The sequence below is a fragment of the Actinoplanes sp. NBRC 101535 genome (assembly GCF_030269225.1).
Classification (GTDB): Bacteria; Actinomycetota; Actinomycetes; order Mycobacteriales; family Micromonosporaceae; genus Actinoplanes; species Actinoplanes rectilineatus.
The window spans coordinates 577,275-603,204 of sequence record NZ_BSSY01000002.1; the positions used below are offsets into that span (position 1 = coordinate 577,275).

Below are 25,930 nucleotides of genomic sequence, written 5' to 3' on the forward strand. Positions count from 1 at the left end.
GGCCATACGTGCCATCCGGGCCCGTCACAGGCGTCGTGCGTGCTTCGTCCGCGCCGCGCCGACCTCGCCGATATTGCGCTTATCACCTTGGATGGGTTCGATGTCCTGATTGGCGTGTCAGTTTAGGCCGATTCGCGAAAATCCTGCCCGGGACGTGTCGTCTGACCGTTTAGCTGCTCCATTTTACCTGCTCAGAGTCGCTCTTGAGGGCGAAACGCGCCGTCCGCACCCTCGTTGTCGGACTGTCTGTGCGGGACAGTCGTTTGTGGAGACGCAAACTGGACGGATCAGGCGAAATCCTGGACGTCAGAACGACAAAGTGGCAGCTTAGAAGGCATGCCCGACTTCCAAATCAATCCGACGGCGGCTGCCCTGCTCGGCCTTCTGCATGAAGGACCGATGACCGGTGGCCAGCTGATGGCGGCTGCCGAACGCCGTCTCGGGCCCTACTGGTCGATGACGCGGAGCCAGGTCTACCGCGAACTTCCCGTATTGGCCGAAATGGGGTATGTCCGACTTGGTAAGCCGGGCCCCCGCTCCAGTCAGCCCTACGCCATCACGGCGTCGGGCAAGCGAGCCTTCAGCCGCTGGCTCGCCGAGTCTCCCGGCCGGGACGCGCTGCGCAACCCGGTCGCTCTCCGGGTCGCGTTCGGTCAGCAGCACTCCGGGGATCAGCTCCAGGTGCTCTACGCGAACGCCAACCAGTACCACTCCGAGGCCATGGCCATGGCGAAGGAGCAGGCCAAGGAGGCGAAGAAGAACGGTGATCCGTTCGGCGCCGCCGCGCTGGAGTTCGCCGTCGCCTATCACAAGGCGGCGCTGACGTGGCTCAAAGCCGCGCCCACCAGCTGACCGACCGGTGTTTTGTGACCGCCCCGGCCAGCATTCTGGCCGGGCGGCGTAGTCTTGAGTGTCGTGACCGCTGCCGACTTCCCCGAGCAACTGAAAGCACTCGACTCCACCCTGCGCAACATCGAGGCCGTTCTCGACGTCGACAAGCTGCGCCGCGACAAGGCGGACCTCGAGGAGCAGGCCTCCGCCCCCGACCTCTGGGACGACCAGGCCCGCGCGCAGGAGGTCAACAGCCGTCTGTCGTACGTGTCGGGTGAGATCTCCAGGCTGGAGCGCCTCCGGTCCCGTCTCGACGACGCCGGTCTGCTGCTCGAGATGGCCGAGGCCGAGAGCGATGAGGACTCCGTCGCCGAGGTCGGCACCGAGATCGAGACGCTGGCCAAGCAGATCGAGGAGCTGGAGGTCCGCACTCTCCTCTCCGGTGAGTACGACGCACGGGAGGCCGTGGTCGCGATCCGGGCCGGTGCCGGTGGCGTGGACGCCGCCGACTTCGCCGAGATGCTGATGCGGATGTACCTGCGGTGGGCCGAGCGGCACGGCTACCCGACCGAGGTCTACGACACCTCGTATGCGGAGGAGGCCGGCCTCAAGTCCGCCACGTTCGCGGTGAAGGTTCCTTATGCCTACGGCACCCTCTCCGTGGAGTCGGGCACCCACCGCCTGGTGCGGATCAGCCCGTTCGACAACCAGGGCCGGCGGCAGACCAGCTTCGCCGGTGTCGAGGTGATGCCGGTGGTCGACCAGATCGACTACATCGAGATCCCGGACAACGAGCTCCGCACCGACGTCTACCGCTCGTCGGGCCCCGGTGGGCAGAGCGTCAACACCACCGACTCGGCCGTCCGGCTGACGCACGTGCCGACCGGCATCGTCGTCACGTGCCAGAACGAGAAGTCCCAGCTGCAGAACAAGGCGTCCGCGATGCGGGTCCTCCAGGCCCGGCTGCTGGAGCGCCGGCGCCAGGAGGAGGAGGCCAAGATGGCCGGCCTCAAGACCGACACCACCGGTTCGTGGGGTGACCAGATGCGTTCGTACGTGCTGCACCCCTACCAGATGGTCAAGGACCTCCGGACGGAATTCGAGACCGGCAACCCGTCGTCGGTGTTCGACGGCGATGTGGATGCCTTCATCGAGGCGGGCATCCGTTGGCGCAAGCAGAATCAGACGGCCGCCTGACGAAGATCCGTCACGTTGGGCAACCTCACCTGGACGGTCGGTCAGGCGAGGTTGCCCGGTTGTGCTGTTACCGCAGGTGACGAATATTCCCGACCCCGGCGGGCTTGGCGGATTCGTTACACCGCGTAGACTCCCATCCCGTGATTCAGCTCGAGAACGTGACGAAGACGTATCCGAAGGGGTCTCGGCCGTCGCTGGACAATGTCAGCGTCGGTATCGAGAAGGGTGAGTTCGTCTTCTTCATCGGCCCCTCCGGTTCCGGCAAGTCGACGATCATCAAGCTGCTGCTGCACGAGGTCGCTCCGACCAGCGGCAAGGTCGTCGTCAACGCCAAGGACGTGACCACCCTGCGCTCGTGGAAGGTCCCGCACTTCCGCCGTTCGATCGGCTGTGTGTTCCAGGACTTCCGCCTGCTCCCGAACCGCACGGCGTATGAGAACGTGGCTTTCGCACTCGAGGTCATCGGCAAGACGAAGGCCGTGGCCCGGCGTGTCGTGCCGGAGGTTCTCGAGCTTGTCGGCCTGGGTGGCAAGGAGCACCGGTACCCGCACGAGCTCTCCGGTGGAGAGCAGCAGCGTGTCGCGGTGGCCCGTGCCTTCGTCAACCGGCCGCTGATCCTGCTCGCCGACGAGCCGACGGGTAACCTCGACCCGGACACCTCGATCGAGATCATGCGACTGCTGGACCGGATCAACCGGACCGGCACGACGGTCGTCATGGTCACGCACGACTCCAACATCGTTAACCAGATGCGCCGGCGGGTCATCGAGATCGAGAGCGGACGAATCGTCCGTGACCAGGCCCGCGGTGTCTACGGCTGAGCCCGGCTCCGCACCCGAAACTCAAGCTGAATTGACACGCGGAGTCCTGGAAGGATCCCCCCGATGCGCGTGAAGTACGTCCTCAACGAGGTCCTGGTGGGCCTGTGGCGCAACGTCACGATGACGGTCGCCATGATCATCACCATGTCGGTCTCGTTGACCATGCTGGGCGCCAGCGTGCTGATGTACATGCAGGTCGACCAAATGAAGACCGCCTACTACGGCGAGATCGAGGTCTCGGTCTTCCTGACTGACGAGGTCACCGACGGTGAGCGCGAAGCGATCAACGCGGCGATCGAATCGAGCGCGCTGGTCGACACCAAGACCTACGAGGACAAGGCAGCCGCCCTCAAGCGGTTCCAGGAGCTGTGGGCCGACTCGCCGGACTTCGTCAACTCGATCAACGCGGACAGCCTGCCCGAGTCGTATCGGGTGAAGCTGAAGAACCCGGAGCAGTACGCCGAGTTCTCGGCGCAGATCGAGGGCCTGCCGGGTATCCGGCAGATCATCGACCAGCGCTCGCTGCTCGACAAGGTCTTCAACATCTTCAACTCCATCCAGGTGATGTCGCTGGTGGTCGCCGGTGTCATGGCGTTCGCCGCGCTGCTGCTGGTCGGTAACACGATCCAGGTGGCGGCGTACAGCAAGCGCCGTGAGGTCGCGGTCATGAAGCTGGTCGGCGCGTCGAACTGGTTCATCCAGGCGCCGTTCGTGCTCGAGGCGGTCGTCGCCGGCATCGTCGGCGCGCTCCTCGGCTTCGTGTTCCTGTTCATCGGGAAGGTGGTGTTGCTTGACGGCAAGCTCCAGGCACTCACCACCATCATCACCCCGATCCCGGACGGGAACCTCTGGCTGATGCTGCCGCTGCTCGCGGGCGTCGGTTCGGTGGTCAGCGCGGTGACGGCGTGGGTCACCCTGCGCTTCTACCTCAAGGTTTAGTGGCGCAGAACCGAATACGGCACGACGAACCGACGGCCGCGACCCGCACAGGGTCGCGGCCGTCGGGCGATTTGGGGCTTTCCTGGCGATTGGTCAGGGTACGGTGACTCCCCGTGGGGTATCGCCGTTCTGACCAGTTATTCACCGCTTGCCTCGGTATTCTCGGCGCCGCGGGGTTGAGTCTGACCGTTCCGGCGCCGGCCGCGGCGGCTCCGGCGCCGCCCGTGGCCGACCCGGAGGGCGAGGCCTCCCGTGCGGTCCGCCACGCCGAGGCGCTCCTGGAGAGCGCCGGCACCACCGCCCGGGCCGCCGCCCGCAGCCTCGCCCGCGCGAGCGCCGCCCTGCCGGTCGCCCAACGTAAGGCGGCCGCCGCCCGGGGCATCGTGGTCGCCGCCCGGGTCGAGGCCAACACCGCCCGGCGCCGCGCCGACGTGGCCCGCCGGGAGTACCGCAAGGTCGCCGTCCGGTACGAGGCCGCCGCCGGGCACGTCACCAGCGCCCGCGAACGGGTCGAGGAGATCGCCCAGGCCAGCTACATGGGCAGCGGATTCTCCCGGCTGAACGTGCTGACCTCGGCATCCGGCCCGCAGGACCTGATCGACCGGCTGGGACTGGTCGAACAGATCGTCGACAACGAACACACTCAGGTGCGTACCCTCGTCATCGCCCGCAGGGCCGCCCGGGTCGCGCATGACCACGCGGCGGCCGCGAAGCGTGCCGCGGAGTCCGCCGAGGCGGACGTGGTCGCCAAGCTCCGTGCCGCGCAGGTCGCCCAGGACGCCGCCGTCCGGGCACGCCGCGCGCTCTACACCCTGGTCCTGGCCCGGCGGGCCGCGTTCAGCGCGGCACAGGCCCAGCGCGCCACGGTCCTCGCCCAGTACCGCGCGGCGCTGGCCACCGAACGCAAGGTGCAGCGGACCCTGCTCGGCTGGGAGAGACGGTCCGGCCCCGGCCGGTACTCCGGCGGCCGCCTGCTCATGCCGGTGCACGGCTGGAAGAGCAGCGACTACGGCCACCGCTACGACCCCTACTACCGGGTGTGGCAGTTGCACGCCGGCACCGACTTCGCGGCGGGCTCCGGGACCGCGATCCGGGCCGCCGCGCCCGGCCGGGTGATCCGGGCCGGCTGGAGCGGCGGGTACGGCCAGTACACCTGCATCGACCACGGCAAGGTCAACGGGATGGGCTTCAGTACCTGTTACGGCCATCAGTCCAGGATCTTCGTGCACGTCGGCGAGTACGTCCGCCGCGGCCAGGTGATCGGCCGGGTGGGCAGCACCGGCGCGTCCACCGGGGCGCATCTGCACTTCGAGACCCGGTTCCGCGGTGTGCCCCGCAATCCGCTGCGGTACCTGCCCGGTTGCCTCTGCTGACGGGGACGCCGGGCGGTCCGGGTAGGATCGACGGATTGCACCATCGGTCGTCGAGGGGGAAACGCGGTCATGCCACGCGAACAGGGGCGCAAGCTCGTCGCCTCCAACCGCAAGGCCTACCACGACTACGCGATCCTGGACACCTACGAGGCCGGGATGATGCTGACCGGCACCGAGGTCAAGTCGTTGCGGGCCGGCCGGGCCTCGCTGGTCGACGCGTTCGGTCATGAGAACAACGGCGAGATGTTCCTGCACGGGATGCACATCCCGGAGTACACGCAGGGCACCTGGACCAACCATGAGCCCCGCCGGGTGCGCAAGCTCCTGCTGAACCGCGAAGAGATTCGCAAGATCAGCGGCAAGCTGCGGGACGACGGCGTCACGATCGTGCCGCTCTCGGTCTACTTCAACAACGGCTACGCCAAGATCGAAATCGGTGTCGCCAAGGGTAAGAAGAGCTACGACAAGCGCAACGACCTGGCCAAGCGGGATGCTCAGCGCGAGATCAACAAGGCTGTGGGCCGCCGTGCGAAGGGCATGGGCTGACGGGGTATTCTGCTGCGCCGCGGCTTGTCGATCTCTCAGCCGTCGCATAGCTTGATCTTCGTTTTGCCCCGCTCGTACTTGCCATGCTCGTTCTTTGTGCTGTCGCGAGGAGACCCGGCCGTTGTCCAAACACGCCACCCGTCGTTTCATCCTGGCCCGCATCGTGTTCGGCTCCGGCGCCGCGGTCCTGCTCGCCCTGGTCGGCTGGGTGGCCATCCGGGCCGGCGGGCCGGCCAAGGCCGATGACGAGCCGCTGCTGGTCCAGCCCAGCGTGGTGGCCGAGGCGCAGGCCGCGGCCCTGACCCCGCCCGCGCCGGTCCCGGCGTCTCCGACGGTGTCCGCATCGGTATCCGTGTCCCCGTCGGCGTCCGCCTCCGCCACGCCGTCGAAGACCTCGGCCTCACCGTCCGGATCCGCGACCCCGTCGGCGACCTCGGCCTCGGCGAAGCCGTCGAAGACCACTGCGGCCGCCTCGCCGACCCCGTCGAAGACCATCGTGGCGCCGGCCGACGACCTGAGCGTCTCCTACAGCAACTCGGCGAGCTGGCGGGACGGCTTCATCGCCTCGATCAAGGTGACGAACACCGGCGCGGCCAAGGACTTCACCATCAACCTGAGCTACCCCTCGGACGCCGGTGTGCGCGTCCGTGGCGGCGGCTGGAACGTCAGCGTCAGCGGCGACGACGGCCGGGTCACCCTCACCGGCAGCGTCAACGCCGGCGCCACCGTCAACGTCGGTTTCCAGGCGTCGAAGGACTCCCGGAACACCGTGAAGCCGTCGGCATGCTCCGTTGGCGGAGGCACTTGCTCGGTGAGCTAAGCTTGACGGGTTGGATCACTTTGACACGGGGGTGACTGGTTTCGACTTCGTAGGTGGAGACAGGGGAAGCGAGCCGAGGAAGCCGACGTCGTCTCGAGAATCGGTCGTCGGAAACTTATAAGCGCCAAGGATAACTCCCGCGCTGACTTCGCTCTTGCCGCCTGAGGTAAGTAGCAAGTCTGTCGACCCGGGGTCGCCTTCGACCCGGTCTGTCGGCATCAGCTAGAAGGCTGGCCAACCGGTTCTAGTCGTGAGGACCGTGCGGCGAGATCAAACACGACTGGGCCCGTCATGCCAACTCGCTCACGTGATTGGCAGGGCCGAGTAGAGGCATAGTGAGCTGCGCTCGGAGAAGCCCTGACAAAGCAACGAAGGACCCGGGTTCGATTCCCGGCACCTCCACGGATGAACGGCCCCGGTTCGCGTGACGCGAACCGGGGCCGTTTCGGTTTGCTCGCTCCGGAGGCCGAGCCCCGCACGCCCCGCGATGCGGTGAGCCTTCGACAGTGCCTGATCGTGTTCTTCGTCGGGCGTCGCCCGCGGTGGAGGGCCGGTGGGTCCGCTCACGGCGGCGCGGGTGCCGTCACCCCGAATTCGATGCTCCTGGTCGACGAGTACGCCGAGCAGTCCGACCCGATCCACGCGGCGGCGCCGTGAGCGTGACGGGCGAGCCCCGGCCCCATGGTGGACCGGGGCTCGCCCGTCATCGGGGGGCGTCAGATGGTGCGGACGGCCACCCAGGCGGCGCTGACGGTGCCGTCCTTGACGTAGACGGTGCCACTTTCGGTGACCACGCCGATGCGGTCACCGGCCAGGGACAGGCGGGTGGCGTCGCTGGTGGGGCGGACGTTGGTCCACGTGGTGGCGGCGAGCGTGCCGTCCTTCACCCAGGGCCGGCCGGCCGCGTCGGCGGGGATGCCGGTCTCCGGGATGGAGATGCTGGGACGCTCGATCATGCCGACCCGGGTGCCGGACAGGCGCAGGTCGCCGACCAGCTGCTTCTGCAGGACCCAGGTGGTCTTGGTGATGGCACCTTCCGAGATGTAGGCGCTGTTGCCCGCGGTGATGACACCGATGCGGGTGCCGTCAAGCGTCAGCGCCTTGATCTTGGAGCTGGCGGTCTGCTCGTCCCAGGTGGCGCTCAGGTTGCCGTCCTTGACCAGCACGGTGCCGGCCGTGGTGAGCACACCGATCCGGGTGCCGGACAGGGCCAGCTGGGCGACCCCGGTGTACTCCTTGGTCCAGGCGGTGTTCAGGGCACCCTCCTTGACGTACGCGATGCCGTCGTTGGTGAGCACGCCGACCCGGGTGCCGGCCAGCACGATCTGCTTGACGTTGCTGTACAGCTTCACCCAGGTGGTGCTGAGACCACCCTCCTTCACGTACGCGGTGCCGTCATCCGTGACGATGCCGACGCGGGTGGTGGAGATCGCGAACGTCTTGACGTTGCTGTACTGCGTGGTCCAGCCGCTGTTGGCGAGGGTGGTGCTGTCCCGGGCGTAGAGCTTGCCGTCGGCGGCGAGGACACCGATGCGGTCGCCGGCGAGCGTCACCGTGGCCCGCAGCCGGCGGTCCTCGGCCCGGGCCTCGTCCACGCCCCTGAGCAGGAAGGCATAGAGCGCCGAGACGGTGCCGTCGGCCAGTGCGCGGGTCGCGGCGGCGACCAGGTTGACCTGGAGCCCGTCCAGCTTGGCGGCGGCGAGGATCTCGGTGGCCTGCGCCTTGTAGCCGGCGAGTTCCTTGGCGGCCGCGATGTCCTCGTCCCGCCGGTTGGCGGCGGCGCCACCGGTGAAGATGAAGTCCTTCAGCGCCTGGGCGACCTGCTCGTCCGGGGCGTTCAGCGCGATCTGCGCGGCCAGCTTGACCTCGACACCCTTGGCGGTGGCGAGGACCTGCAGCACGTACTGGCGGTCGGGGGCGTTCACCAGCGCCGGCGTCACGTCGATCAGGAGCAGCCGGAGCAGTGACGTCTTCGCGACGACCAGCTGTTCGGCGGCGAGCTTCGCGGCCAGTTCCGCGTCGGCCTCGGCGATCGCGTCCGCCACGTCCTGGGCGGCCGCCGCGGCGGCACCAGTGGTGAGGAACGCGGTCCACTCGGCCTGACCGGTGCCGGTGGCGATGGCGTTCTTGGCCGCGGTCCAGACGTGGCTGCCCTCTTCGACCCGCTGCCAGACGGCGAAGATGAAGTCACGGTCGGGCAGCTCGATCAGGGCGGTGTCGTCCGGGTCGAGGCGGACGGTCACCGCGACCGACCGGCGCAGGGCCCGGGCCTGAGCCTCGGCGTACTCGATCTGGGCGTCCTGTTGCGACGCCGTGAAGATCCCGGTGGTGATGAACGCGTACGCGGCGCCGGCGTCCGCGGTGTCGTAGGCGCGCCAGGCCTCGGCCTTGACGAAGGTGCCGTCCTCGGCCTGTCGCCAGATCTCCAGGACGAACGCCTGGTCGTTGAGGAGCAGCAGAGCCGCGTCCGGCAGTACGCCGATCTCGGCGGCCGCCTTGACCTTCTGCTCCGGCGTGGCCAGGTTGGTCGGGTCGGCCATCAGGGAGACGGCTCCGGTCTCGGTGGCGGCGGTTGCGGTGGCGGCCCACGACGGCTGGGCCAGGCCCGCGGTGGCGACCGTCGCGACCAGGGCAGCGGCCACTGCACCGGAACCACGAAGCTTCTTGATCGACAAGGGGTTCTCTTCCGTTGCGGGTGTGCGGCCGGCGCTCGGACGAGGGCACGCGACATGGCGGAGACGGTCGAATCGGCCCGCCTCCGGCACCCGCTTTGTCGTGTCCCCCGTAGCCGGGCATGACGATGCCGGCCATCAACGACGTTGAAGGTAAGCGATACCCAATATCACCGAACATGATTATGCAAGTGCGCGGTGTGGTTGCCCCTGCCACAACGGAGCGGGGCCTCGGCCGGTAGCCGGGTGCCCTATATTAGTCATGATCATTGCATCGATCCGATCGTCCACCAGGGACGATCGTGGATCGGTCCACTCTCTTCAGCTCGCTCCGCCGTCGCGGCGATTGTGCCGGGTGACGGCGGGCGGCAATCGCATGGGGGAAAATTCACAGTGTCTGTTCGCATTCGCCGGGGGCGTGTGTCGGCCGGCCTGATGGCCGCCGGCCTGCTCGCCGGATTGCTGTCGGCTCCGGCCGTGGCCCAGGCCGCGCCGGTCGTCGCCGCGCCCATCACCGCCGGGCCGGATTCCACGATGGCCGCGGCACTGGCCGAGCCGACGAACCTGGCCACGCCGGAGCAGAAGGTCAAGGCGGCCGCCGAGATCGGCGTCGTACCGGACGCGGCTCTGCTGCTCATGAACGACCAGGCGTTCGTGCTGGAGATCTGGCGGCGTGCCAAGGAGGGCAGCTACGTCAAGGCCGAGGCCTGGCGCGCCTACGACACCGCGGACGCCGGCGCCGCGTACGCGTTCATCACCACCGGGATCTTCAACGCCTCGCACGACGACGCTCTGGTCGATTACGCCGCGGCGCAGGCCAAGGCCCGGCGGAGTTCGGTCGCGGTGACGGTGGGGCTGGACCCGTCGGACATCGCGCTGATCGAGAAGAACGACCGGGACTTCATCTTCAGCGTCTGGCAGCGGGTCACCGCGGGCAGCCACGTCTGGACGGCCGCGCAGCAGGCGATCGCCGACGGCACCGGCCAGGCGGAGTGGGACGTGTTCCTGGACACCGGCGCCGCCGCGGCCGCCGAGCAGGATCTGCGTGAGGCGATCGAGAAGGCGAACGAGGCGGAGGCCGAACGGCTCCGTGCCGAGCAACTCGTCGCCGCCAAGCAGTCGCTGCTCCAACTGCTCCTGCTGCCGGTGACGACCGAACTGGTCAACGCCCCGGACCGGCAGTTCGTGCTGCACGTGTACACCAACGCCAAGGGTGCCGAGGTGAAGCTCAGCGCGCAGACCGCGCTGAACGCGCCGGACGCCCAGCTCGCCCAGTCTCTGAAGGACTACATCTTCACCGGCGGCGCCGCCGCCAACCGCCGTGACGAGGACGCCGCGGCCGCCAAGGAACTCGCCGCCTACCGCGAGCGGGTCATCCCGATCCGCGACGCCGCGAAGCACGACGGGTTCGCACCGGCCCTGCTCGCCGCCGCCGACAAGGCACTGACCGACAACACCCTGATCGCGCTGCAGACGTTCCTGCTCAAGGGCCAGGACGAGGCCCGGGCCAAGGACCGCCGGCTCGACTTCGCCACCGGGTTCGAGGCGGCCGACTCCCGGCCGAACTGGCAGAACACGGCGGACGGGATCAGCCCCGGCGGCGGCTCCGTGAACGTGGGCGGCATCGTCAGCACGGTGACCACCGCGGAGCTCGGGGTCCGTGACAAGGGCGCACGCACCGGTACGTACACGTTGATGTACTCGGGCATGGACAACAGCGCGACCAGGTCGTTCAACTACAACCAGGCGTTCGCGCTGACCAACGTCGCGGTCCGCACGACCAGCACCCTGTCGTACTGGATCTACCCGCAGAGCAGCGCCACGTTCGGCCAGGTCTCCGGCAGCAACAGCACCTGCGTCGCGATCGACATGGTCTTCGGCGACGGCACCAGCCTGCGGGATCGGTTCCTGAAGGACCAGAACGGCAACGAGGTGCACCCGGCCCGGCAGTGCGGCCGGCTGACCCTGGACACCTGGAACGAGGTGGTCGTCGACCTGGGCTCGCAGGCCGGCAAGGTGATCAAGCGGGTCGACGTCGGGTACGACCAGCCGGCGAACACCGGCGGCTACCGCGGCTTCATCGACGACCTGAAGATCTCCGACCTGGAGAGCGGGCCGAAGTTCGGCACCTCGCTGGAGACCGGCGACCCCACGCCCCAGTGGACCAACACGGCCAGCTCGGTCAAGCCCGGCGGCGGCGTCTCGAACGTCGGCGGTGTCGTCAGCTCGGTCACCATCCCGGAGCTCTTCGTGGGGACCACGAGCCCGCGTACCGGCGCCAAGGACCTGCTGTACTCGGGCAAGGACAACAGCACCACCTCGTCGTACGCGTACCTGAAGGCCTATGGGCTGACCGACACGTACGTCTCGGCGAACACCAAGCTGTCCTACTGGATCTACCCGCAGAGCAGCACCGCGTTCAGCTGGGTGTCCGGCAGCAACAGCACCTGCGTCGCGGTCGACCTGATCCTGGAAGACAAGATCAGCGGCGCGACCGCCTCGCTGCGTGACTCCGGGGCCAAGGACGCCCGGGGCAACTCGATCCACCCGGGCGGCCAGTGCGGCAAACTCCCGCTCGACACGTGGACGCAGGTCGTCGTCCCGCTCGCCGGGGTGGCCAACGGCCAGCGGATCGCGCAGATCGACGTCGGCTACGACCAGAAGGCCAACTCCGGCGGTTACCGGGGCTTCATCGACGACATCCGCATCATCCAGTGACGGGAGAGACCATGGACCGGGCTCGCCGGGGCGGGTACGCCCTGCTGATGACATCCGTGATGGCGGTGACCCTGCCGATGGCGGCCGGTCCGGCCGTCGCCGCCCCGCAGTCCGCGGCGCTGGTTCAGGCCGCCGCCGATCCGGTCGCCGACCGCTATCGCACGCTGGTCCGCCGCTATGCCGACGTGGATCCCCGCTGGGAGGTGTCGACCGCGGCCTGGTCCGCGTTGATCAGCGACGACGCCGACGCGGTGGTCAAGTTCCTCAGCACCGGCGGCGGTTATGAGCAGGCGCGGGCCCGGGCGTCCTCCAACGCCTATCTCAACGACCTGATCATCAAGCAGGCGATTCTGACCAGTACCCCGGCGACCTCCCCGATCGTCTACCTGACCGCGGTCCGGGCGTCGAACGGCACGCTGGCGGAGAAGGACCGCTATGTGAAGACAGGCCTGCAGGAGGCCAAGGACCTCGACGCGAAGCACTCGCCGGTCGAGGCGGTCAAGCAGCAGGCGCAGATGGACCGCGACTACGTGGCCGATCTCGCGGTGAACGCCGGTGGCGCCTGGGTGCGGGCCGCCGCGCAGCGTGCCACGCAGAAGGGCTCCGACGCCGACATCCAGGAGTTCTTCAAGTACGGCTGGGCCAGTGCCGCCGACTGTGATCTTCAGGCGCACCGGATGGATCTCGCGGAGAGCCAGCTCACCTACCGTCGCCGGCTCGAGCAGTTGACCGTGGCCGCTCAGCAGGCGCAGCTGGCCTACGAGCAGGCGTCCGAGGCGGCCAAGGCCAAGGCGGCGGCCGATGCGCGGCTGGCCTGGGACACCGCGGCGGACGTCGCCGCCTCCACCCAGGAGACCTGGCGGGCCAACGAGGATCTGGCCGCCCGGCAGGCGCAGGCGTGGGCGGCGGTGCGCGAGTTCGCGCTCGAGGCCGCGACCCAGCAGGACTGGCCGGGCATCGCCGACCGGGCCGGCGTGACCAGCGAGTCCTGGGAGGCGGAGTTGGCCTGGGCACGCGATCAGGCACAGCAGTGGGCCGACCTCGCCGCGGACGCGAAGCGGAACGCCGAAGCGATTCCGGTCATCAGCGCCTAGACGGGATCCCGTTCAGCCGAGAGGCCCCGCTCCACGCGATGTGGAGCAGGGCCTCTCGGCTTTTTGTTATCAGGGCGTTATCCGTACCTCAGCTGAGGCACAGCGGGCGGTTAGCCTGCTGATGGCTACGCAGCGTGAGCGGTGGTCCGGTTGGTGACGTTTGGCGGCGTGGAATGTCACCGGGCCGGAGCCGAAATGGGGGCGCGATGTCCGGCGCGCACGACGATTGCGCCGCACGTCCTTTTCTCGGGTGAAGGGCTTGCCGGAACGCTCGGTGATTCATAAAGTTCGCGCACCGACCGGCAGGGTTGGTGGTGATCACCGGAGTGCTCCGGTACTCCGGTGATCGTCTGACCGATAGGAATTCTCATGCGGTTTCGTGCGCGGCGGGTCGCGGCGTTGCTGGCGATAGGAATGGCGCTCACCACGGTTACAGCCTGTGGTTCCGAAGTGGAGGCGTCCGGCGAACCGGCGGTGCAGCCCACCACCGTCGCCGACGTGCGAAGCCTGACCCTGCCCCTGGATCCCTACCGGCCGGACCGGAAACAGGAACGGCAGATCGAGTACGGCCGGATGCTGATCGCCCTCAAGTGCCTGCAACGGTTCGGATACACCATCGCGGCGACCGCCATGCCGCAACCGTTCCCGATGACAGTCAACGAACGCCGCTACGGCATCACCGACGAAACCGAAGCCGCGGTGTACGGATACCGCCCACCCTTCGAAGCGGAGAAACCCGAAGAGCCGGCGGTCACCGGGGTGGCCCTGTCGATCCTCAACGGTAAGGACGTCAGCGGTGTCGACGTACCCGAAGGCGGCTGCCGGGGCGAAGCCGACCGGGAACTGGCCGACGGCGCCGACCCGGAGGCGGTCGACTGGGACCTCGCCCAGACGCTGAGCATCACCTCGCTCAAGGAATCCCGGGCCGACAGCCGGGTACAGGCGGCCTTCGGCGCATGGAGCACCTGCATGAAAACCGCCGGATACGACTATCCCGACCCGGACGCGGTGGACGGCGAGTCCTTCATGAGCGCGGCCACAGTGACCGAAACCGAGATCAAGCTGGCCACCGCCGACGTGAAATGCAAGAAGGAGACCGGCCTGATCGACACCTGGGTCGCCGTCGAGAGCGCCTACCAGAACCGGGCCATCGCGGGCAACGAACAGAACCTGACCGCGCTCCGCACCCAACTCGAGACCCGGATCCGCGTGGCCGCCTCGGTGATCGGCGGCAAGGCGTGAGGCGGCTCGCGCTTCTGGCGCTGATCCCGCTGCTCGGCGTCGGCGCGTGCACGACGAACGACGAACCCGCGGTCGACCTCGGCACACCCAGCTCCGGCCGTGGCCTGATCCCGCAGGAAGATGCGCTGGTCACCGCGTACGCCGATTGCCTCCGGGCGAACGGCGCCACGGTGACCGCGGTGACCGGGATCTATGTGGAGGCGACCCGGGGCGCCGGCGACACACTGACGAAAGCCGACGCCGCGTGCGGAGACCCGCGGACGGCGCTGTACAAGAGCCTGGAGGACGGCCGGGAGGTCGCCGACGACGAGGGCAACCGGCTCTGGTACTTCGTCCGCGGATGCCTGGAGACCGGCGTCGCCCACTACCCCCGAGTGGAGCAGGACCTGCTGGTCGCCACGGACGCGGACACGGCCTACACCACGGCCTTCCACGCCTGCGTCGACGTCGCCGGCCGATGGCCGGGCGAGTCGCCCGCCCCGGACGCCCCGGAATGGCCCGTCTACCCGTCCCTGACCGTCGCCGCGACGCCGAACGCCGGAACCCCGTCGGCATGACCGGAACCGTCAGTGAGGGGGACCCGGCACGGCGACGCCGACGGCTGGCGATCCTGGTGCCGGTGATCGCCCTGATCATCGGCGCCGGTGGACTGGCCGCCGCCACGGTCGTCCAGTCCCCGGAGGAGAAACGGGCCGAAGCGGCCGCACCGGAACTGACGGTACTCACCGCCGCCGTCGAACGACGGGTCCTGACCAGCACGCTGGTCACCCGTGGCACGGTCGTGCCGGCCGGGCAACTGGAAGTCACCCCGGTCGTGGACGGCGCGGCCGCACAGGTGGTCACCGCGCTGCACATCAAAGCGGGCCGGCAGGTCGCACGCGGCCAGGTGATGGCGGCGGTATCCGGGCGGCCACTGATCGCCCTGCCCGGAAAGGTGCCCGGCTACCGGGACCTCAAACCCGGCGACAGCGGCACCGACATCATCCAGCTGCAGACGGCGCTACGGAAACTCGGCCACTATGCCGGCGGCGACCGGAAGGGCTACTACGGCGGCGCCACCAAGAAGGCGGTACGGGCCCTGTACGCCGAGGCCGGATACGACACCGCGGCTACCGACGGGGCCGGCGGGCGTACCGACGCGGCCGCCGTCGCCGACGCGCAGGCCGCCGTCGACGAGGCGAAAGACGCGCTGACCGACCTCGACGCGGAGATCGCCGCGGCCGCCCCTGCCGCCCGGCCGGCACTGCAACGGACCCGGGCGCGTCTGGTCAAACAGGCGGCCCGGGCGCGGACCGCCTACGACGATCTGGTCGCCACCACCGGCCCGATGGTCCCGCACAGCGAATACGTGTTCGTGCCGTCCTTCCCGGCCCGGGTCGCGTCGATCACCGCGAAGGTCGGCCAGCCCGTGACCGCACCGTTCCTGACCCTGGCGATCGGCGACCTCGCGGTCAGCGTCAAGATCCGGCGCGATCAGGCGGCACTGGTCCACGCCGGGATGGCCGTCGAGATCGCCTCCGAGACCCTGGGCGAGAACGCGAAAGGCACCGTCACCCGGATCGGCGCCCTGACCACCGACCCGGACAGCCAGGACGCGGCATACCACCCGATGACCGTCGACGTCACCGGCAGCCTCGACGACAGCTGGGCCGACCAGGACGTCCGGGTCAGCGTCGTCTCCGCCGAAACCGAGAAGAAGGTGCTGGTCGTGCCGCTGTCCGCGGTGTCCGCCGGCGCCGACGGCAAAACCACCGTCACCGTGGCCGGCACGGACGGGACGACCACCCGGATCGAGGTACGCGCCGGCGTCTCCGGCGACGGATACGTCGAAGTGGACGGCGAACTCACCGAGAACGATCGCGTCGTGGTGGGGGCGTCCCGATGAGCGGGCCCGTCATCGGGCTGACCGCGGTCGGGCTGACCTACCCCGGCCCGCCGCCCGTCCCAGCACTACGCGACGTCGACCTCGAGGTGTGGCCCGGCGAATACGTCACCGTGGTCGGGCCATCCGGATCCGGCAAGTCCACCTTCCTCAACGTCGTCGGCCTCCTCGACCGGCCGACCTCCGGAACCTACCGGTTCGACGGGGTGGACGTGGCGACGATCCGGGAGAACGAACGCACCGCACTGCGCGGCCGGCGGATCGGCTTCGTGTTCCAGGCGTTCCACCTGATGCCTTACCGGTCAGCGGTCGAGAACGTGTCACTCGCGACGCTTTACGCAGGCGTACCCAAGAAGGAACGTCTCGCGGCAGCGGCGCAAGCGCTGGAACGCGTCGGCCTGGCCCATCGGGCCGGCGCCCTGACCAACACCCTCTCCGGCGGTGAACGTCAGCGGGTCGCCATCGCCCGCGCCATCCTGCACCGGCCCAGCCTGCTGCTCTGCGACGAACCGACCGGCAACCTGGACAGCGACAACGCCGCCTCGGTGCTGTCCCTGCTCACCGAACTGAACACGGACGGCATGACCCTGATGGTCATCACCCACGACGGTGCGGTGGCGAGCCGCGGCCAACGCTCGGTCACTATCCGTGACGGTGTGCTGTGCTGAAATCGCGTTTCCGGCTGCCGGACATCGCCGAGGAAGCCCTCGCCGGCCTGCTACAACGACCCGCGCGGTCGATCCTGACCATGCTCGGCACGACGCTCGGCGTCGGCTCCTTCGTGGCGGTCCTCGGACTCACCGCGACCGCCGGCGGGCAGATCGACAGACGGTTCACCGAACTCGCCGCCACCGAGGTGACCGTGGCCGACATCGGCGTCACCGGCAGCACCGACAGCGCCATGTCCTTCCCCGACGACGCCTCCGGCCTGGTCGAACAGATCGGCGGAGTAGTACACGCCGGCCGCTGGTGGCCGGTCCCACTCACCGAACCGTCCGTCAGCGGCGCACCCGGCATCACGAGCCGCGCCGGCACCCCGCCGATCATCGCGATGGATCCGTCCGCGCTGGCGGCGGCCCGGCCCACCTTCACCCAGGGGCGCGGCTTCGACGCCTTCCACGCCGGACGGCACGAACACGTGGCGCTGCTCGGCTCGGTCGCCGCGGCGAACCTGGGCATCACCCGGCTCGACGGCAACCCGGCCGTCTTCGTCGACGGCACACCGTTCACCGTGCTCGGCATCATCGACGACACCGCCAGACTGCCCGATCTGCTGTTCGGCATCGTGCTGCCGGCCGCCACCGCCTACGACCTGTACGGTCCGCCCACCGCGCAACGCGCCGAGATGCTCGTGGAGACCCGGCTCGGCGCGGCCGCCGTGGTCGCCGGCCAGGTCGCCCTCGCCCTGCGCCCGGACGCGCCGCAACGTTTCCAGGTCACCGCCGCACCGGACCCCAAGGCGCTGCGCAGCCGGGTCAGCGGCGACCTCGACGTGCTGTTCCTGACCCTCGCCGGAATCTCCCTGGTGATCGGGGCGATCGGCATCGCCAACACCACCCTGGTCGCCGTCCTGGAACGCACCAACGAGATCGGCCTGCGCCGGGCACTCGGCGCCCGGCCCGCCCACATCGCCGCCCAGTTCCTCACCGAATCGACCACGCTCGGCCTGCTCGGCGGCCTGGTCGGCACCTCCGCCGGAATCACCGTCGTGGTGATCGCCGCGGTCGCCCAGGACTGGACACCGCTGCTGCCCACCTGGGCGGTGCTGCCCGCGCCGGCCGTCGGCGCGGTCGTCGGGCTGTTCGCCGGCGTGTACCCGGCACAGCGCGCCGCCCGGGTGGAACCCGTCGAGGCGCTGCGCCGGTGATTTTAAGGCAGCTCGATCGGCAGTTTGATGCCCTCGAGCGCGTCCTTGCACGGGCAGGTGCGCTCGGCCGGCAATCTGGTGACCGCGTCCAGCAGCACCTCGCGCAGCCGGGCCGTGTTCTCCGCGAAGACCGAGAACACCTCCTCCTGGGTGACACCGTGGTCGCCCTCGACGCCGGCGTCCAGGTCGGTCACCAGCGCGATCGAGGTGTAACAGAGGGCCAGCTCGCGGGCCAGCACCGCCTCCGGGTGGCCGGTCATGTTCACCACCGCGCCGCCGATCGTGGTGAACCAGCGGGACTCGGCCCGGGTGGAGAACCGTGGACCCTCCACGACCACCATGGCACCACCGTCCACAGCGTTCACCCGTGCGGCGGACGCCAGCGCCACCGCCCGGCCCGCCGGACAGTAGGGGTCGGCGAACGAGACGTGCACCGCGCCGCTGTCGTAGTAGGTCTGTTCCCGCCCGCTGGTGCGGTCGATCAGCTGGTCGGGCACCACGAACGTGCCCGGTCCGAGCTCCGGCCGCAGGCCGCCGACCGCGCACGGCGCGAGGATCTGGCGCACACCCAGCGACCGCAACGCCCACAGATTCGCCCGATAGGGGATCCGGTGCGGCGGAAACCGGTGATCACGTCCGTGCCGCGGCAGGAACGCCACCCGGCGTCCACCCACCTCGGCCACGGTGATCTTGTCCGAGGGCGCTCCGTAGGGCGTCGCGATCTCGTGCTCCGTGGCGTTCTCCAGGAGCGCGTAGAGCCCGGAGCCGCCGATGACGCCGATCTCTGCTGCCGTAGGTGGCGGGTTCATGAGCAGACCTTATCGGGGGCCGGAATCGCAAGCTAATGTGCGAGGCATGACTACGTCGAGCGGACGGCGGGGAGCACGTGTTCGGTGAGGGGCAGCGAGTCGGAGGCCGGTCGATGGAGTCGATGACCGGGCAGCTTCTGGTCGCTACACCCACGCTCAAAGACCCCAATTTCGACCGTACGGTCGTGCTGCTGGTCGCACACGAAAGCGGTGGTGCCCTCGGCGTCGTCCTCAACCGGGCGACCGAGGTGCCGGTGTCCGAGGTGCTCGGCACCTGGGGCGACCTGGCCGGCGACCCGGCGGTCCTCTTCGAGGGCGGCCCGGTCCAGCCCGAGTCCGCCATCTGCCTGGCCCGCACCCGCCCCGAGGTGAAACGGAGGGTGTCCGGCTTCCACCCGGTCAGCGGCGCCCTCGGCACCCTCGACCTCTCCGCCGACCCGGACCGCCTGCACGACACCGTCGCCGGCATCCGGGTGTTCGCCGGCTACTCCGGCTGGTCCGCCGGCCAGCTCGAGGAGGAGATCACCGCCGGCTCCTGGTTCGTCTTCGACGCCCTCCCCGGCGACCCCTTCGTGGAACGCCCCGACGACCTGTGGGCCATGGTCCTCAAGCGCCAGGGCGACATCCTCGCTGCTGTCGCCCACTTCCCACCGGACGTCTCGCTGAACTAGGGGGGCCCTTCAGAGGGGGGTGTGGGGGCGTGTAATATTTCCAGCGTGCCCGGGGGAAACGCCGGGGACACCGCAAGAAAGAAGTGCAGCAAGGGGCTGTGGCGCAGCTGGTAGCGCACCACACTGGCAGTGTGGGGGTCAGGGGTTCGAGTCCCCTCAGCTCCACCCTTGAAAAACGCCCGGACCTCTGGTCCGGGCGTTTTTGTTGCATCAAGCATCGAGCCGACCAAGCGTTCGATTTTTAGGCGTTCGATTGAGGCGACGATGCTGCAGACTCAGGCTGTTTCCCGGGCTGTCCGATCCGTCAAGAGGGCAGCGTGGCTCGGGCCGCTATCACTTGTCGAGGTAGTGGCCGTGGCAGGCGGCGATTTCCAGGTCGCCGCCACGGACGCGGTAGATGAGCCGGTGTTCGTCGTTGATGCGCCGGGCCATCTTCATGTCTCGGCGTAACCAGCCGTCGTGGTCTTCCCCGGCGGGGGGAGTCGGTGCGTCTCATCCGGCCGGGAGCGAAACGCCTGGGGAAGCAGGTGGCGGAGCTCATGGGCGTCTCGCCGGGGCGCGTGAGCCAGATCGAGAACGGTGATCTGGACGTCAACGAGGTGGCGACGCTGAGCCGGTACGCACGGGCGCTGGGTGCCCGGATGCGGATCATCTTCGACTACGGCAGCGACCTTCGGCAGATCGCCTGAAGCAGGGGCGGGCCGAGCATGGGGCGTTCACGACCGAGCGAGGCATCCGCACCGGGATTCATGCGACACCATCACTCGTTCGAGGTCCGGAACGTCGGTCACGGTCCCGCCAGCCCGTAGGTTGGCGGCGTGTCCTCTCACGCCACGCTTGCCGCCCACCTTCGTACGCTGACTGAAGACCAGCTCGCCGGTCTCGTTGCGATGCGGCGTGACGTGACCATCGAACCTGTTCCCAAGACCGTCGACAAGCTCGCCGAACGTCTGCTGCATCCCTCGTCGATGGCGGGGGCCTGCGCGTTGCTGGCCCTGCCACAGTTGCAGGTGGGCGAGGCTGCTGCCGCACTGGGTGACGGCTGCACCACGGTTCGGCTCGCGGGGCTGCTGGGCGTACCGGAAGATGATGCGGACTTGGCGGGGGCGCTGAGGCGGCTCACGGCACTCGTTCTCGTATGGCCGAGGGCCGGTGGCCTTGCCGCAGCTCACCTGAGCGAGATGTGGCCGCATCCGCTGGGACTCGGCGCCGGTGCCGCTGACCTTCTCGTCACGCGGAACATGACCGAGTTGCGCAAGCTGGCGAAGCTGTACGGCGTTTCCGCCACGGGGCGAGGTAAAGACGAGTTGATCACGGCGCTCGCGGGTTGGCTGGCCGAGCCGGAGAATGTGCGTCGGCTCGTGGCCGAGGCGCCTGCCGAGGTCCGCGGTCAGCTCGGCGACCTGGCGCGGCAGTCGGACTCCCTTTTCGGCCGGCCGGGGGCGATGTTCGGCTCTCCCGGGATGGTGCTGCCGTGGGCTGTTGAACGCGGGCTGCTCATTCGTTCGATGTGGAACGTCAGCGAGATGCCACGTGAAGTCGCTCTTGCCCTGCGTGAGGGCTTCAGGGCTCCGTTTCGGCCGCGGCCGCCGGTGGTGACGCTCGAGCCGATCGATCCGGCGATCGTGGAGCGCGAGGCGGCGGCCGCCGCGACGGAGACTCTCGCGGCGATCACCGCGGTGGTCGAAGCGATGAGCGCCGGCCCGGTCCCGCTGCTCAAGACGGGTGGCCTCGGCGTGCGGGAGTTGCGCCGAATCGCGAAAGCATCCGGTCAGGACGAGGACCGTACCCGTCTGACCGTCGAACTGCTCGCGGCAGGCGGGTTGACTGAGGCGTCACAGGCCGGCCTCACACCGTCGACGGCCTATGACGATTTCGGGGACGCCGAGCCCGCCGACCAGTTGCTCGAGGTCATCGAGGACTGGCTGACCATGCCCGCCTCTCCGCTCGCGCCACCCGATCCGACCGGGCCCTCCGCCCGCATCCTGTACTGGGACGAGGAGGAGGAACTGATCCTGACCGGCCTGCGCGCTCTCACCATGCGTACGGTCCTCGGCGTCGTTCCCGAAGGACAAGCCACCGATCCCGGCACCCTCGCGGCACGACTGAGCTGGGAGAGCCCCGTCCTGACCGACCAGAGCGACGATGACTTGGAGCGATACGTCACAGGGATCTGGCGGGAAGCGCACCGACTGGCTCTGCTCGCCCATGGCACGATGACCACGCTCGGCCGTGTCCTGTTCGACGGTGGCCGTGACGCCGCCCGTGGGCACGCCGAAGCGATGCTGCCCCGGTCCCGCGACTCGGTCTTGTTGCCGAACGACCTCACCGCGGTGGTGACCGGCACCCCATCGGCGGCTCTTCTCGCCCTGCTCGACGGCATCGCCACCCCGGAATCTCGCAGCGGGGCCTGGACCTGGCGCTTCTCTCCGGCAAGCGTCCGCGCCGCCCTCGATGCCGGGTACGGCCCGGAGGACCTGATCGCGCGTCTCACCGAGGCGGCCGAGGGCGGCCGTGTGCCACAGACCCTGACCTATCTCATCGAGGACGTAGCCCGCCGGCACGGCCGGGTCCAGGTGCGTTCTGCCGGGTGCTGCCTGTGCAGCGATGACGAGACCCTGCTGACCGAGATCCTCAACACCCGCTCACTGCGGGCCTTGGAGCTGGTCCGGCTCGCCCCGACCGTACTGATCAGCGCCAAGGCACAGGCCGACACCCTCGCCGCGCTACGCGCGGCGGGATACGCGCCCTCGGGCATCCGCGCTGATGGCAGCCCGATGATCGAGGTTCCGCAACGTCGCCGCGCCGCACCGCCGCCCCACGCCGACATGGGTGAGGGGTTTTCTGCACCTGCACTCGGAGATCCGGCGACGATGGCACGAAGGTTGCTCGGTCACCGCTGACTCCGGCCTCGCCGAGCCGGGGATGGTGCCGGCCGGGGGATCCACTTTCCGCGGTGGCCGGCCGGACGATCGGTGATGAGCGGTTGTCCGAGATTGCACAGTGGGCGCCGAATGGTCTTCCGGTGTGCCGCATGAGGGTGGCGGGTGACTCCGATCGGGCGAATCCGTCGGGCCGAAAGCATTCTCCGGCAACCGCGGATTCGGGGTGTCTCGCCTGGTGAAGGCGGGGATCGGGTGTTTTCCGGGTCTCTTTCGTGAGTGGTGGGCGATCGATAACCTGCGGGCCGGACCTGGAGGAGAATTGATGACCCGAATCCTTACCCGCGGCCTGCTCGCCGTTTCTCTGGCGTTCGGTGGGGCGGTCGCCGTGACCGCTACGCCGGCCGCCGCCGCGGCGAAGACGTACAAGAACTGCACCGCCCTGAACAAGACGTACAAGCACGGCGTCGGCAAGAAGGGCGCGAAGGACAAGGTGCGCGGCAAGACCAAGCCGGTCACCAACTTCAAGGTGTCGAACGCGCTGTACAACACCAACAAGAAGATGGACCGGGACAAGGACGGCGTGGCCTGCGAGAAGCGCTGACCGCGGAACAGCCGGTGGGGCCGCCCGAAATGAGGGCGGCCCCACCGGCTGTCGGAAACAGATGTCAGAAGACGCGCGGGTACGCGGCCAGCGTGAACCCATTGCCGACGATAGCGGCGGCGCCCACGAAGAGCTTGCTGTCGGCGGTGAGGTCACCCGTCGACGCCCAGGCGCGGAGCTGACCGGCGGAGCTCTGGCCGATGATGTCGGTGCGGCCGTCGCCGTTGAAGTCGCCGGTGATGATGCGCTGGATGTTCGTCGTGGTCCAGCCGGTGCCCACGATCGTGGCGGCGCCGACCAGCAGCCGGTTGTCGGCCGAGAAGTCGCCGGTCGCGGCCCAGGCGCGCAGCTGGCCGGTGGAGTCCTGGCCGATGACGTCGGTCCGGCCGTCGCCATTGAAGTCGCCGGTCACGATGCGCGGCATGTTGGCCGTGGTCCACCCGCCGTTGCCGACGACGCGGGCGGTGGGAAACAGGGTGGTGAGGTCGCCGGTGGAGACGGAGCCACGCAGCACACCGGTGGAGTCCTGGCCGATGATGTCGGTGCGGCCGTCGCCGTTGAAGTCGCCGGTGAGGATGCGGGGCATGGCCGTGGGGGTCCAGCCGGTGCCGACGATCGCGGCGGCGCCCACGAACAGTTTGCTGTCGCCGGAGAGGTCGCCGGTCGACGCCCAGGCGCGGAGCTGGCCGGTGGAGCTCTGGCCGATGATGTCGGTCTTGCCGTCGCCGTTGAAGTCGCCGGTGATGATGCGCTGGATGTTCGTCGTGGTCCAGCCGGTGCCCACGATGGTCGCGGCGCCGACGAGGAGTCTGCTGTCGGCGGACAGATCGCCGGTGCCGGCCCAGGCGCGCAGCTGGCCGGTGGAGTCCTGACCGATGACGTCCGCTTTGCCGTCGCCGTTGAAGTCGCCGGTGACGACGCGTTCGATGTTCGTCGTCGTCCAGCCGGCGCCGACGACCGTTCCGGCGCCGGTGAAGAGTGCGGACAGATTGCCGGAGGAAGGCCAGGCGCGGAGCTGACCGGCGACGTTCTGGTCGACGATGTCGTGGCGGCAGTCGCCGGTGAGGTCGGCGGTGCGGACGAAGCCCCCGCTCTGGTCCGCCGTGATCACCTCGCCGGTGGCGTTGCAGCCCGGGATCGCGGTGGCGCGGATCCAGGTGGCGAGGTCGTCGGTCCGGGTCTCCACGCCGCCCCGGTTGTCGGTCGCGGGCGCGCCGAGGCAGCCGTTCTGCCAGGAGCTCCGGTGGATCGCGACGAGTTCGGCGGTGCCGCCGGTCTCGCGGACGGCGGGGCCGCCGGAGTCACCCTTGCAGGTGGTGGTGTCGCCGTCGATGGTCAGGGTGGTGCTGTCCGCGCCGGTGACCGTGACGGTGGTGGCGTGTTTCGCGTCCGGGATCCACGTGTCGGCGGTCCGGCCGTAGCCGATCACGCGCAGGGTGTCGCCGGCAGCCGGGGCGGTGGTGCCGAGGGCGACCGGGGTGATCGTGGTGACCGGGGTGGTCAGGCGGAGCAGGGCGGCGTCACGGTCGGGGTGCGGTACGACCCGGGTGACGGCGACGGGCTGCCCGCCGAGTGTCACGGTGATCGGCGTGGTGGGGGTGCCGGTCTGGTCGGTGCAGGCGCGGGCGGTGAGCACCCACGAGGCCGCCACCAGGGCGCCGGTGCAGCTGGTGCCGACGCCGGGGGCGCCGATGGCCACCCGGGCGGTGAAGGCGTACGCGGTGCCGGCCACCGTGTCACCGGGGACGGCGTGGGCGGCGGCGCCGCTGAGGAGGATCGTCGTGCCGGTGAGGGCGAGGCCGGCTGTCACGGCTCGGCGGCGACTGGGGGATGGCATGGTTCGGCAGCCTTTCCGGTCCGCCACGAAACGCGGCCCGGGCGGACTATTCAGGGTGTGATGGCGCGAAAGCCCAGCTCAAACGAGACTTGCCATCGGTAACTTTAAGATCATACATATTCACGCACTGCTCATGTGTCCCTGCTTCACGCGTACCCCTCAAAGGACGACGGAGACCGTGACGGACGCATCTCCGGTCTCGCCGACGGTGATCGTGAGGCCGGCGGCCCGGTCGGTGAGCCGGGTGATCGGGGCGGACCGGCCCGTGGTGATCAGTGCGGAGCGGTGGAAGGCGTTGCCCGGCACCAGATAGGCGTGCACGCCCCGGACCCGGCCGTCCAGGCGGCCCGCCGGCCTGCGGTTCTCCAGGACCAGCCGGTCCCGGCCGAGGGGGATGACCAGCGCGCGGGGTCCCGGGCCGCCGCCGTAGAGCGGTCCGAGCCGGTAGTGGCCCGGCCGGACGACGGTCACCTGTTCCTGCGGGGTGAGCCATCCGGTGTGGATGAGTTCCGGCGCGCTCAGCCCGGTGTCGTCGCCGGCCCCGCCCATCGGGCTGCGGGTGCCCTCGTCGCTCGCCGTGCAGTCGCCCAGGTCGCCGTACCGGCAGCGCAGGAGCCGCTGATGGGTGAGGCCGAGGTTGTGCCCGAACTCGTGGACCACGCCGCCGGGGGAGAGGCCCTCGGTGATCCAGGTGTAGCGGCCGGGCATCGAGGCCAGGCCGGACCACGGGCAGCGGGCCTCACCGTTGGCGAAGACCATGGTGACGGCGTCGTAGTCCACCGCGTGCGCGGCGAGGACGGCCCGGGCGGCCGCGCCCATCCGGTCGGTGTCGCAGGCGGCCGGGAACCCGAGCGGGACCGGTCCGATCGGCGCCCCGGCCGGCACCAGGTGGTACCGGCCGCCGGAGACCGCGTCGAACCAGCCGGCGGCGTCGCCGAGCGGATCCGGGACGCTCCGCAGCTTGCTGTCCGCGAAGTCGAACAGCACGACCGCCACCCGCCGCTGCACCGTCGCGGCGGTGGCCGGCGGGGCGAGCACGGCGAGGACGGTGAGCACGAGCGCCGCCACGGCCCCGAGCGCCGGCAGGGTACGGGCGGGAGAACGCATACGGGATTCAATCCCGGC

At 69.4% G+C, this 25,930-nt stretch carries 24 protein-coding genes, 1 tRNA gene and 1 other RNA gene; 21 read left to right on the forward strand and 5 right to left on the reverse strand.

Going from position 1 to position 25,930, the window contains the following annotated elements:
• Positions 1–336: 336 nt before the first annotated feature.
• From QSK32_RS07680 to QSK32_RS07720, 9 genes are all read left to right on the forward strand, one after another.
• Positions 337–852, forward strand: a complete 516-nt coding sequence (locus QSK32_RS07680; RefSeq protein WP_045743276.1) for a PadR family transcriptional regulator — start codon at positions 337–339, stop codon at positions 850–852.
• 63 nt (positions 853–915) lie between these two features.
• Positions 916–2,028: a peptide chain release factor 2 gene (prfB, locus tag QSK32_RS07685; protein ID WP_045743318.1), complete on the forward strand. Its 1,113-nt coding sequence runs from the start codon at positions 916–918 to the stop codon at positions 2,026–2,028.
• 140 nt (positions 2,029–2,168) lie between these two features.
• Positions 2,169–2,849, forward strand: coding sequence for a cell division ATP-binding protein FtsE (ftsE, locus tag QSK32_RS07690; RefSeq protein ID WP_045743275.1), 681 nt, complete (start codon positions 2,169–2,171; stop codon positions 2,847–2,849).
• A gap of 63 nt (positions 2,850–2,912) precedes the next feature.
• Positions 2,913–3,788, forward strand: coding sequence for a permease-like cell division protein FtsX (gene ftsX / locus QSK32_RS07695; protein ID WP_045743274.1), 876 nt, complete (start codon positions 2,913–2,915; stop codon positions 3,786–3,788).
• A gap of 176 nt (positions 3,789–3,964) precedes the next feature.
• Positions 3,965–5,161 (forward strand): M23 family metallopeptidase, encoded by a 1,197-nt coding sequence (locus QSK32_RS07700; protein WP_285471524.1) that lies wholly within the window; start codon positions 3,965–3,967, stop codon positions 5,159–5,161.
• A 69-nt stretch (positions 5,162–5,230) separates the two neighbouring features.
• On the forward strand, positions 5,231–5,707 hold the full coding sequence (gene smpB / locus QSK32_RS07705) for an SsrA-binding protein SmpB (protein ID WP_045743273.1): 477 nt from the start codon (positions 5,231–5,233) through the stop codon (positions 5,705–5,707).
• A gap of 121 nt (positions 5,708–5,828) precedes the next feature.
• A complete protein-coding gene (locus QSK32_RS07710; RefSeq protein ID WP_285471525.1) occupies positions 5,829–6,527 on the forward strand; it encodes a cellulose binding domain-containing protein in 699 nt (232 codons plus the stop codon).
• A 27-nt stretch (positions 6,528–6,554) separates the two neighbouring features.
• Positions 6,555–6,932: a transfer-messenger RNA gene (gene ssrA / locus QSK32_RS07715) on the forward strand.
• Between the two features lie 87 nt (positions 6,933–7,019).
• Positions 7,020–7,184: a hypothetical protein gene (locus QSK32_RS07720; RefSeq protein WP_285471526.1), complete on the forward strand. Its 165-nt coding sequence runs from the start codon at positions 7,020–7,022 to the stop codon at positions 7,182–7,184.
• A 59-nt stretch (positions 7,185–7,243) separates the two neighbouring features.
• Here the strand turns inward: QSK32_RS07720 and QSK32_RS07725 are convergent, their stop codons facing one another.
• The gene (locus QSK32_RS07725) at positions 7,244–9,202 is read right to left on the reverse strand and encodes a VCBS repeat-containing protein (protein WP_285471527.1); all 1,959 of its coding nucleotides are present in this window, start codon (positions 9,200–9,202) and stop codon (positions 7,244–7,246) included.
• A gap of 390 nt (positions 9,203–9,592) precedes the next feature.
• On the opposite strand from QSK32_RS07725, the gene QSK32_RS07730 reads away from it, so the two are divergent.
• The 7 genes from QSK32_RS07730 to QSK32_RS07760 all read left to right on the forward strand — a co-directional run bounded on the left by QSK32_RS07730 (position 9,593) and on the right by QSK32_RS07760 (position 18,002).
• Positions 9,593–11,917 (forward strand): alpha-mannosidase, encoded by a 2,325-nt coding sequence (locus QSK32_RS07730; RefSeq protein WP_285471528.1) that lies wholly within the window; start codon positions 9,593–9,595, stop codon positions 11,915–11,917.
• Between the two features lie 11 nt (positions 11,918–11,928).
• Positions 11,929–13,011 carry an ALF repeat-containing protein gene (locus QSK32_RS07735; protein WP_285471529.1) on the forward strand — a complete coding sequence of 361 codons (1,083 nt, stop codon included), beginning with the start codon at positions 11,929–11,931 and terminating at the stop codon, positions 13,009–13,011.
• Between the two features lie 369 nt (positions 13,012–13,380).
• Positions 13,381–14,253 (forward strand): hypothetical protein, encoded by an 873-nt coding sequence (locus QSK32_RS07740; RefSeq protein ID WP_285471530.1) that lies wholly within the window; start codon positions 13,381–13,383, stop codon positions 14,251–14,253.
• The gene (locus QSK32_RS07745) at positions 14,250–14,810 is read left to right on the forward strand and encodes a hypothetical protein (protein WP_045743264.1); all 561 of its coding nucleotides are present in this window, start codon (positions 14,250–14,252) and stop codon (positions 14,808–14,810) included. The genes QSK32_RS07740 and QSK32_RS07745 overlap by 4 nt, the downstream gene beginning before the upstream one ends.
• The gene (locus QSK32_RS07750; protein WP_285471531.1) at positions 14,807–16,138 is read left to right on the forward strand and encodes an efflux RND transporter periplasmic adaptor subunit; all 1,332 of its coding nucleotides are present in this window, start codon (positions 14,807–14,809) and stop codon (positions 16,136–16,138) included. Before QSK32_RS07745 ends, QSK32_RS07750 begins: the two co-directional genes overlap by 4 nt.
• Complete coding sequence (locus QSK32_RS07755) at positions 16,135–16,803, forward strand: ABC transporter ATP-binding protein (RefSeq protein ID WP_045743262.1); 669 nt, start codon at positions 16,135–16,137, stop codon at positions 16,801–16,803. The genes QSK32_RS07750 and QSK32_RS07755 overlap by 4 nt, the downstream gene beginning before the upstream one ends.
• Entirely contained in the window at positions 16,797–18,002 is a 1,206-nt protein-coding gene (locus QSK32_RS07760; protein WP_285471532.1) for an ABC transporter permease, read from the forward strand. Before QSK32_RS07755 ends, QSK32_RS07760 begins: the two co-directional genes overlap by 7 nt.
• 2 nt (positions 18,003–18,004) lie before the next feature.
• On the opposite strand, the gene QSK32_RS07765 is transcribed toward QSK32_RS07760, so the two are convergent.
• A complete protein-coding gene (locus QSK32_RS07765; protein ID WP_285471533.1) occupies positions 18,005–18,811 on the reverse strand; it encodes an S-methyl-5'-thioadenosine phosphorylase in 807 nt (268 codons plus the stop codon).
• Positions 18,812–18,924: 113 nt separating this feature from the next.
• On the opposite strand from QSK32_RS07765, the gene QSK32_RS07770 reads away from it, so the two are divergent.
• Positions 18,925–19,482, forward strand: coding sequence for a YqgE/AlgH family protein (locus QSK32_RS07770; protein WP_285471534.1), 558 nt, complete (start codon positions 18,925–18,927; stop codon positions 19,480–19,482).
• Between the two features lie 92 nt (positions 19,483–19,574).
• Positions 19,575–19,647, forward strand: a tRNA-Ala gene (locus QSK32_RS07775).
• 168 nt (positions 19,648–19,815) lie between these two features.
• On the opposite strand, the gene QSK32_RS07780 is transcribed toward QSK32_RS07775, so the two are convergent.
• Positions 19,816–19,920, reverse strand: a complete 105-nt coding sequence (locus QSK32_RS07780; protein WP_083449094.1) for a type II toxin-antitoxin system YoeB family toxin — start codon at positions 19,918–19,920, stop codon at positions 19,816–19,818.
• Between the two features lie 47 nt (positions 19,921–19,967).
• Between QSK32_RS07780 and QSK32_RS07785 the strand changes: the two genes are divergently transcribed.
• The 3 genes from QSK32_RS07785 (at position 19,968) to QSK32_RS07795 (ending at position 22,968) form a co-directional block, all read left to right on the forward strand.
• Positions 19,968–20,171, forward strand: a complete 204-nt coding sequence (locus tag QSK32_RS07785; protein WP_245674000.1) for a helix-turn-helix domain-containing protein — start codon at positions 19,968–19,970, stop codon at positions 20,169–20,171.
• A 129-nt stretch (positions 20,172–20,300) separates the two neighbouring features.
• Positions 20,301–22,385: a helicase-associated domain-containing protein gene (locus tag QSK32_RS07790; RefSeq protein WP_285471535.1), complete on the forward strand. Its 2,085-nt coding sequence runs from the start codon at positions 20,301–20,303 to the stop codon at positions 22,383–22,385.
• Positions 22,386–22,689: 304 nt separating this feature from the next.
• Entirely contained in the window at positions 22,690–22,968 is a 279-nt protein-coding gene (locus QSK32_RS07795; RefSeq protein WP_285471536.1) for an excalibur calcium-binding domain-containing protein, read from the forward strand.
• A 64-nt stretch (positions 22,969–23,032) separates the two neighbouring features.
• Here the strand turns inward: QSK32_RS07795 and QSK32_RS07800 are convergent, their stop codons facing one another.
• Positions 23,033–24,805 (reverse strand): FG-GAP-like repeat-containing protein, encoded by a 1,773-nt coding sequence (locus tag QSK32_RS07800; RefSeq protein WP_285471537.1) that lies wholly within the window; start codon positions 24,803–24,805, stop codon positions 23,033–23,035.
• A 159-nt stretch (positions 24,806–24,964) separates the two neighbouring features.
• Positions 24,965–25,912, reverse strand: coding sequence for a metallopeptidase domain-containing protein (locus tag QSK32_RS07805; protein WP_285471538.1), 948 nt, complete (start codon positions 25,910–25,912; stop codon positions 24,965–24,967).
• Positions 25,913–25,930: the final 18 nt, after the last annotated feature.

Excerpts from the sequence above, each read along its gene's own strand:
- QSK32_RS07680 (WP_045743276.1), top strand. The coding sequence starts at position 337 with ATGCCCGACTTCCAAATCAATCCGACGGCGGCTGCCCTGCTCGGCCTT.
- QSK32_RS07770 (WP_285471534.1), top strand. The coding sequence starts at position 18,925 with ATGGAGTCGATGACCGGGCAGCTTCTGGTCGCTACACCCACGCTCAAA.
- QSK32_RS07755 (WP_045743262.1), top strand. The coding sequence starts at position 16,135 with ATGAGCGGGCCCGTCATCGGGCTGACCGCGGTCGGGCTGACCTACCCC.
- QSK32_RS07795 (WP_285471536.1), top strand. The coding sequence starts at position 22,690 with ATGACCCGAATCCTTACCCGCGGCCTGCTCGCCGTTTCTCTGGCGTTC.
- smpB (WP_045743273.1), top strand. The coding sequence starts at position 5,231 with ATGCCACGCGAACAGGGGCGCAAGCTCGTCGCCTCCAACCGCAAGGCC.
- QSK32_RS07740 (WP_285471530.1), top strand. The coding sequence starts at position 13,381 with ATGCGGTTTCGTGCGCGGCGGGTCGCGGCGTTGCTGGCGATAGGAATG.
- QSK32_RS07780 (WP_083449094.1), bottom strand. The coding sequence starts at position 19,920 with ATGAAGATGGCCCGGCGCATCAACGACGAACACCGGCTCATCTACCGC.
- ftsX (WP_045743274.1), top strand. The coding sequence starts at position 2,913 with ATGCGCGTGAAGTACGTCCTCAACGAGGTCCTGGTGGGCCTGTGGCGC.
- QSK32_RS07765 (WP_285471533.1), bottom strand. The coding sequence starts at position 18,811 with ATGAACCCGCCACCTACGGCAGCAGAGATCGGCGTCATCGGCGGCTCC.
- QSK32_RS07800 (WP_285471537.1), bottom strand. The coding sequence starts at position 24,805 with ATGCCATCCCCCAGTCGCCGCCGAGCCGTGACAGCCGGCCTCGCCCTC.
- QSK32_RS07805 (WP_285471538.1), bottom strand. The coding sequence starts at position 25,912 with ATGCGTTCTCCCGCCCGTACCCTGCCGGCGCTCGGGGCCGTGGCGGCG.
- QSK32_RS07735 (WP_285471529.1), top strand. The coding sequence starts at position 11,929 with ATGGACCGGGCTCGCCGGGGCGGGTACGCCCTGCTGATGACATCCGTG.
- QSK32_RS07750 (WP_285471531.1), top strand. The coding sequence starts at position 14,807 with ATGACCGGAACCGTCAGTGAGGGGGACCCGGCACGGCGACGCCGACGG.